The 7672-nt window shown below is 69.3% G+C and carries 6 protein-coding genes and 1 pseudogene; 4 read left to right on the top strand and 3 right to left on the bottom strand.

What is annotated here, in order from left to right; all coding sequences use genetic code 11:
* The first annotated feature begins 287 nt into the window (after positions 1–287).
* The 4 genes and pseudogenes from msrA (at position 288) to aguB (ending at position 5747) form a co-directional block, all read left to right on the top strand.
* Positions 288–914 (top strand): peptide-methionine (S)-S-oxide reductase MsrA, encoded by a 627-nt coding sequence (gene msrA, locus AC2W7C_RS10755; RefSeq protein ID WP_486001441.1) that lies wholly within the window; start codon positions 288–290, stop codon positions 912–914.
* A gap of 184 nt (positions 915–1098) precedes the next feature.
* Entirely contained in the window at positions 1099–3729 is a 2631-nt protein-coding gene (locus AC2W7C_RS10750) for a TonB-dependent receptor (RefSeq protein WP_486001440.1), read from the top strand.
* Between the two features lie 178 nt (positions 3730–3907).
* Positions 3908–4866, top strand: a pseudogene (locus AC2W7C_RS10745) (agmatine deiminase family protein).
* Positions 4866–5747, top strand: coding sequence for an N-carbamoylputrescine amidase (aguB, locus tag AC2W7C_RS10740; protein WP_486001439.1), 882 nt, complete (start codon positions 4866–4868; stop codon positions 5745–5747). The pseudogene AC2W7C_RS10745 and the gene aguB overlap by 1 nt, the downstream one beginning before the upstream one ends.
* A 173-nt stretch (positions 5748–5920) precedes the next feature.
* Here aguB and AC2W7C_RS10735 read toward each other — a convergent pair whose 3' ends face one another.
* The 3 genes from AC2W7C_RS10735 to AC2W7C_RS10725 all read right to left on the bottom strand — a co-directional run.
* Complete coding sequence (locus AC2W7C_RS10735) at positions 5921–6490, bottom strand: hypothetical protein (RefSeq protein ID WP_486001438.1); 570 nt, start codon at positions 6488–6490, stop codon at positions 5921–5923.
* Complete coding sequence (locus tag AC2W7C_RS10730) at positions 6487–6714, bottom strand: hypothetical protein (RefSeq protein WP_486001437.1); 228 nt, start codon at positions 6712–6714, stop codon at positions 6487–6489. The genes AC2W7C_RS10735 and AC2W7C_RS10730 overlap by 4 nt, the downstream gene beginning before the upstream one ends.
* A gap of 259 nt (positions 6715–6973) precedes the next feature.
* A partial coding sequence (locus AC2W7C_RS10725) for an FAD-dependent oxidoreductase (protein ID WP_486001436.1) occupies positions 6974–7672 on the bottom strand: 699 nt, incomplete at its 5' end.

Below are 7672 nucleotides of genomic sequence, written 5' to 3'. Positions count from 1 at the left end.
GCGTGATCTCGCTGGACGGCAAGGGCGAAACCCAGCTGGCCCGCCCGACCGCCGACGGCGTTCGCGAGCCGCTGAACCGTCGCGCCACCGTCGGCATCAACTTCCGCTAAACCCGGAAGCGATCCGACACCGAGCCCTCGGCCTCAACCAGGCCGAGGCCGGCAGGCCAAAGCCAAGACAGAGCCGCCGGTCCCCAAAGGGACCGGCGGTTTTGCTTTGCGGGTCATGAAACCGACGGGCGGATCCCGCGTAGTGATCTCAAGCTATCCACGCCGAAGGACGCCGTCATGCTTCGCCGACCTCTCGCCGTCGTGTTCATCTTCACCGCTGCGGCCTGCTCGGCGGGCGATCGGGCGGAGAGCGCGTCCCAGGCGCAGGCGACCGATAGCGGCCGGCGCGAGACCGCGGTCTTCGCCGGCGGCTGCTTCTGGTCGGTGGAGGCGAATTTCGAGCGCATTCCGGGCGTGGTGTCGGCGGTCTCCGGCTTCGCCGGCGGCCATACGGTCCGGCCCAGCTACGAACAGGTCGTGGCCGGCGGCACCGGGCATCTGGAGGCCGTGCAGGTGACCTTCGACCCGTCGCGCGTTTCGTACCGCCGGCTGGTGGACCGGTTCTGGCTGACGATTGATCCCACCGACGCGAACGGTCAGTTCTGCGACAGGGGCGCCTCGTACGGCACGGCGGTGTTCGCCACCGCGGCGCAGCGACCCGCTGCAGACGCCTCGCGCCGCGCCGCCGCGGCCCGCCTGAGCGAACGGTTCGTCACCCCCGTCCGCGCCGCGGTCCGGTTCTGGCCTGCAGAGGCGCATCATCAGGACTTCGCCCGCCGCAATCCGGTCCGCTACGGCGGATACAGCCGTTTCTGTGGACGAGCCCAGCGGCTGCGCGCTGTGTGGGGTGAGGCCGCAGCCTGAAATCGTCCACAACCTTGATACGCAAAACGGGTGTGTCCCGCACGCCACCCCGCTCGACTGTCATATCACTGTCACATCAGTGTCGTCCCACTTTCCGACGTCACGCCTAAGGGGAGCGTGATTTTTCGACCGGCCCAAGCCGGCCGGCGGGCGCCTTCGCCCACATCATCGGGGATAGATGACAATGACGAACCGCAAGCGCGTGTTCTGGGCGACCAGCGCCCTCTTCAGCGGCCTGCTTCTCGCCGGCGCCGCTTCGGCCCAGTCGACGGGCACGGTCGCCACGGAAGGCTCGACCGAACTGGACACCATCGTGGTGACCGGCTCGCGCGCCCCGGCGAACCTGGAAGGCGTCATCGTCGCCGAAACCGTCGCCAAGACCCGGTCCAGCATCGGGCAGGAATACATCGCCACCCAGACCCCGGGTCAGTCCATTCTGCAGACCCTGAACCTGGTTCCGGGCCTGAACTTCGTGAACTCGGACCCCTACGGCAACTCGGGCGGCAACATCCGCCTGCGCGGCTTCGACGGCAACCGCGTGTCGCTGACCTTCGACGGCATGCCGCTGAACGACACCGGCAACTACGCCGCCTACACCAACCAGCAGCTGGATTCGGAACTGATCCAGCGCGCCTCGGTCAACCAGGGCACGACCGACGTCGACAGCCCGACGGCCTCGGCCACCGGCGGCACGATCAACTACATCTCGGTCCGTCCGCTGGAAGAGATGGGCGGAGAGGTGCGCGTCTCGCTCGGCGAGCACAACTATCGCCGCATCTTCGGCCGCTTCGACACCGGCGCCTTCGGCCCGTGGGGCACCACCGCTTGGCTGGCCTATTCGGCGACCGAGTATGACAAGTTCAAGGGCCCGGGCGAGCTGCAGAAGATTCAGTACAACGGCAAGCTGTACCAGGACCTGGGCGGCAACGGGAACTTCGCCAGCGTCGCGTTCCACTGGAACGAGAACCGCAACGACTTCTACAACAACTTCATCAACCGCGCGCAGTTCGACGCCGGCAACTACCTCGAGAACGACATCGCCTGCATCCGTCCGGTCGGCGTCGACGGGACGGTGCAGAACGAAAGCAACCAGGCGACGGCGATCCGCTCGGATGGCTCGGTGCTGAACAACACGAGCTGTACCAACTACCACGGCGTCCGGATCAACCCGTCCAACACGGGCAACATCCGCGGCCAGTTCAGCTACGGCCTCACTGACAGCCTGCGCTTCACCTTCGACCCGTCGTTCCAGTACACCATCGCCAACGGCGGCGGTTACACCCTGGTCAGCGAGCGCGACGACCGGCTGGACCAGAACACGACGAACAACGCGACGATCACCACGCCGGCCCAGTGCGCCGCCGTGGCGGTCAACCGCACGGGCGTCGACCTGAACGGCGACGGCGACAGCTGCGACAACGTCGGTCTCTACACGCCGAACAACACCAACACCCACCGCTACGGCATCACCAGCTCGCTGATCTGGGACATCAACGAGTCCCACCGCGTGCGCGCCGCCTACACCCTGGACTACGGTCGTCACCGCCAAACCGGCGAGTGGGTCCGCACGGGCCGCGACAGCGAGCCGGCGAACGTGTTCGGCGGCCAGGAGCGCTGGGGTGACGACGGCGCCCGCATCATCGGCCGCGACGGTTCGTTCCTGCGGGGCCGCGACCGCTTCTCGATCGCCCAGCTGAACCAGGTCGCCGTCGAATACATCGGCGACTTCATGGATGACGCGCTGACGATCAACATCGGCGTCCGCGCGCCGTTCTTCGAACGCCAGCTGAACCAGTACTGCTACTCGCAGAACGGCACGTCGACGGTTCGCTGCACCACCGAGACTCCGGCGACGACCCTGGCCAACGGCAACGTGACCTTCGCCTCGACCGGTTCGGCCGTCTACATCCCGCCGTACGAAGCCACTCTGAAGTACGACGATGTCCTGCCGAACGCCGGCATCGTCTACCGCTTCGGCGAGGGCCACAGCGTCTACGCCAGCTACGCCGAAGGCATGTCGGTGCCGCGGACGGACAACCTGTACCAGCCGGTCCGCAACGCGGGCTCGACCGAGATCGACTTCACGGCCGTGCAGCCGGAAACCACCAAGACCTACGACCTCGGCTACCGCTTCCGCCAAGGCGGCGCGATCGCCCAGGTGGCCCTGTGGTACACCGAGTTCGAGAACCGGATCGTCTCGTCGCGGGATAACGACCCGACGTCGCCGACCTTCGACTTCACCGTCGACCGCAACGTCGGCGCCGTGAAGCAGCAGGGCATCGACGCGCAGGTCGGCTACGCCTTCACCGACAACTTCGTCGTCAACCTGTCGGCCTCGTACAACGAGAGCGAGCTGCAGGAAGACCTGTTCCTGGGCACGACGACCATCGCCGGCACGGTCTATCAGCAGTACCTGCCGACCAAGGGCAAGACCGTCGTCGAGACCCCCGACTGGACCTTCGGCGGCCGCATCGACTGGGACGTCACCGAAGACCTGTCGGTCGGCCTGCAGGCCAAGTACGTGGGTGACCGCTTCGCCACGGACGTCAACGACGAGATCGCCCCGAGCTATGTCGTCGCCGACCTGGACGTTCGCTACAACCTGCCGAACACCATCGTCCGCGACGCCTTCATCCAGCTGAACGTCAACAACCTGTTCGACGAGGACTACCTGGGCAACATCTCGACGGGCAACAACGCCCTGGCGACGGTGGTGAACCCGAACCCGGTCGTGCCCCTGCGCGGCGGTCAGGTCCGCACCTACTCGATCGGTTCGCCCCGGACCGCTCAGATCAGCGTCGGCGTGAAGTTCTAAGACCAGCCTCAACGAGGTTCGGAGAGGGCGGTCCGTTCGCGGGCCGCCCTTCTTCGTTTCAAGGCGTCGCTTGAACGCGAGGCTTGCAGGCCCCATCTGGCGCGGCCGCACGCGTGGCTGTAGGAGCCGTCCCATGAACCAGACCGTCGTTCCCGCCGAATGGTCGCCGCACCGCGCGATGTGGGTCGGCTGGCCCAGCCATGGCGAGCTGTGGGAAGACAATCTCGAGCCCGCGCAGGCCGAGGTCGAGGCCCTGGTGCGCGCGCTGGCGGTCCCTGCCGGGAACGCGTCAAGCTGATGGTCGGCAAGCCCGAGGCCTTCGAGGACGCCCGCGCCCGCTTCGCCGGGGTCGAGGGCGTCGAAGTGATCGACGGCCGCTTCGGCGACATCTGGCTGCGGGACACCGGCCCGATCTTCGGCGCGGGCTCGGCGCGGGCCGCCGCCTTCCGGTTCAACGGCTGGGGCGGCAAGTACGAACTCGAACACGACGACACGGTCGCGACCCAGATCGGCGAGGCTTCCAACGTCCCTCTGGACCGCAACGACTTCATCCTGGAAGGCGGCGCTCTGGACCATGACGGGCAGGGGACCATCCTGACCACCCGCCAGTGCCTGCTGAACCCCAACCGCAACGCCGGCTGGACCGAGGACAAGGCGCAAGCCGCCCTGGCGGCCTCGTTGGGCGCGCGCAAGGTGCTGTGGCTGGGCGACGGCCTGCTGAACGACCACACCGACGGCCACGTCGACAACCTGGCCCGCTTCGTCGCGCCGGGCGTCGTGGCCTGCCCGGTCGCCTGGGGCCGGGGCGATCCGAACGACGAGGTCTATGACGCCGTGGCCAGGGCTCTGTCGGAGATGACGGACGCCGACGGTCGGCTGATCCAGGTGCTGCGCCTACCCTCGCCGGGCTTCGTGGGCGACGAGGACGAGAAGCCGGTTCCCGCCAGCCACATGAATTTCCTGATCGCCAACGGGGCGGTGATCGTGCCGACCTACGGCGACGACCGCGCCGCAGACCTGGCCTGCCAAGGCCTGAAGACCGTCTTCCCGGACCGGGAGATCATCCCGCTGCCGTCGATCGCGATCCTTTCGGGCGGCGGCTCATTCCACTGCATCTCCCAGCAGGAGCCCGCGTGATGGCCCGTCCAGATCCGAGAACGATCTCCGTCGCCGCGATCCAGACCTCGTACGGCGATGACATGGACGCCAACATCGCCAAGACCGTCGGCTTCATCCGCGAGGCCGCCGCCCGGGGCGCGCAGGTGATCCTGCCCTCGGAGCTGTTCCAGGGTCCGTACTTCTGCGTCAGCCAGGAAGAGAAGTGGTTCGCGACCGCCTGGCCGTGGCGGGAGCATCCGTGCGTGACGGCCCTGCAGCCCGTCGCCGCCGAGCTGGGCGTGGTCATCCCCGTGTCGATCTTCGAGCGCGAGGGGCCGCACTACTTCAACTCGCTGGTGATGATCGACGCGGACGGCTCGCTGATGGGCGTCTATCGCAAGAGCCACATCCCCGACGGGCCCGGCTATCAAGAGAAGTACTACTTCCGGCCGGGCGACACGGGCTTTAAGGTCTGGGACACCCGCTTCGGCCGGTTCGGCGTCGGCATCTGCTGGGACCAGTGGTACCCGGAGACCGCGCGGGCGATGATGCTGCAGGGCGCCGAGGTGCTGTTCTATCCGACCGCCATCGGCTCGGAGCCGCACGATAAGGAACTGGACACCGCCGAGCCGTGGCGCCGCGCGATGCAGGGTCACGCCGTCTCGAACGTCGTTCCGGTCGTGGGGGCCAACCGCACCGGTCATGAGCAGGTGACCGAGGCGGGTCAGGTGTTCTATGGCTCCTCCTTCATCGCCGACCATCGGGGCGACCTGGTCGAGAGCCTGGGCCGCGACGACGAGGGCGTGCTCGTCCACACCTTCGACCTGGACTACATCGACCGGCACCGCGCCGCCTGGGGCTTCTTCCGCGACCGGCGCACGGATCTGTACGGATCGTTGGTCAGCCCGCGTCCGGCCTGAGGCCCAGCGCCCGGCGCTCGGCGGCGCACGACGGGTTCGTCAGCCCCTCGGCCCGGGCGGCCGCCACCTCGATCCGCGCCGCTTCGACATCCGCTGAGAAGCGGGGGAGCGGACTTCGGCCGCGTACAGGCTGACGCCCAGGCCGACGCCCGCCTCGACGTCCGTCGGCCAGTTCATCCGGCAGATCGCCCGGCTGCGCCCGATCTCGCGTCCCATTCGGCGGCGTCGGCGCGCGATCCGGCGCGAGGGCGGCGAAGAGCTCGCCATAGGCGGCGCCCGCGACGGCTCCGCCAGCCGGCCAGGACGGGCTGTCGCGCATGGCGTCGTTGATCCGCTGACAGGGCTGCAAGCCCATGGCGACGGGCCGCGGCGCGGGCTCGCTCCGCCGTCAACTTGGTCAGGGTGTCGGCGTCGGTCAGCAGTCGGTTCATTAGCCGGGTCAGGGCGGGGCGGGGCCTCTGCGCCATCCGCGCGCCCAGGACGCAGTCGAAATGCTGGGCCGCTTCGGGGGCGCGCAACTCGGCGTGGGCCGTCGCCAGCCACCAGCGGTCGGTTCCGGGATCCACGCCAGTCGCGGCCGCATCAGGCGCGATCCCGGCGATGGAGGGAGGGGCGGCCTCGGCGAGGGCCCGGATCACCGACTCGTCCAGATAGCCCTGGACCGGCAGGGGTGCGTCCGATCCGCCCAGGGTCGCGCAGGCGCCCAGGAAGCCGCAGGCCGCCAGGGCGGCCGTCCCCCTCACCGGCCGTTGGACCAGGTCAGCAGGACGTCGGTGGCGCCGCCGTCCACCGGGGTGGCGATGACGTTCAGCAGCTTGCCCGAGCCGTCGGCGCCGTCGCCGGCCGCATAGGCCCGCGCGTCCTCGCGGTTCAGGGCGTTGATGGACTTGAGACCCGCGGCCTCCGCGCGCTGGCGATAGAAGGCGACGACCTGGTCCGGGGTGGCGTCCGTGGTGAACTCCAGCATGCCGCCGGGGCCGGCCGGGCTCTGGCCGGCGACGGCCGGACCCTTGGGCGAGGCGCCGGGATAGAGGACGGCGAAGGCGGGAGCGCCGGGGGCGGCGGGTTCGGAGGGCGACGCCGCCGAGGTTGGCCGTCCTCCGCCGGAGGCGTCGGGCTCTGACCGCAGGCGGTGACAAGGACGGCCAGGGCGGCGGCCGGGATCAGGGTCCGCATGGAGGGCTCCTTATGGCTGAGCTTTCAGAACGAACGGGACGCCGTCCGGTTCAGCCGCGAGGGCGCGGGTCCAACAGAAGACCGGACACGGTGGCGGCCAGCAGCCGCGGCGCGAACGGCAGGCGCGCGACCTTGCCCAGGATGTGGTCGCGGACCCAGGGCAACAGCCGCCCGTCCGCCTGATAGAAGGGCGTGAAGCCCAGGCTGAGCGCCTGATAGAGCCGCAGGTGCCAGCGGCGCGCCGAGGCGTAGGCCGGCAGCGCGCGCGACAGGTCGCCGTGGGTCTCCAGCGCCTCCGCCAGCGCCAGGGCGTCCAGCAGGCCCATGTTGACCCCCTGCCCCAACTGTGGACTGGTGGAATGGGCGGCGTCGCCGATGATCGCCAGCTTCTCCCCGAACGGCCGGGCCAGGGTGTGGTGGCCGTAGCGCGCCAGGGTCAGGTCGTCGGGGTCCCGGAGGGCGTCGAGGACCGGAGCGACCTCGGGCCACAGCCCCAGCACCTCGGCCTTCCAGGGCTCCAGCCCGGCCTCGCGCCAGACCGGGTAGGCGTCGGCCTTCAGGCTCCAGAAGAAGGTCGCCAGGCGATCCGGCGAGCCGGGCCGGGCGCCGACGGGAAGGACGCCGACCATCCTGGACGCGCCGCGATAGACCTGCTCCAGGGCGTGCGGATCGAAGGGCTCGCCGGGCCAGGGCACGGTCCCCCACAGGGCGCCGAAGGCCAGCATGGCGCGCGGCCGCCCTGGGCCTCG

The organism is Brevundimonas sp. CURTG3B2_SDJG (assembly GCF_057364705.1).
The sequence above is the reverse complement of the archived record's forward strand: the minus strand, read 5'-3'. Positions and strand labels throughout refer to the sequence as shown.

Coding starts and splice junctions, on each gene's coding strand:
- msrA (WP_486001441.1), top strand. CDS start 288: ATGCTTCGCCGACCTCTCGCCGTCGTGTTCATCTTCACCGCTGCGGCC.
- AC2W7C_RS10750 (WP_486001440.1), top strand. CDS start 1,099: ATGACGAACCGCAAGCGCGTGTTCTGGGCGACCAGCGCCCTCTTCAGC.
- aguB (WP_486001439.1), top strand. CDS start 4,866: ATGGCCCGTCCAGATCCGAGAACGATCTCCGTCGCCGCGATCCAGACC.
- AC2W7C_RS10730 (WP_486001437.1), bottom strand. CDS start 6,714: ATGCTGGAGTTCACCACGGACGCCACCCCGGACCAGGTCGTCGCCTTC.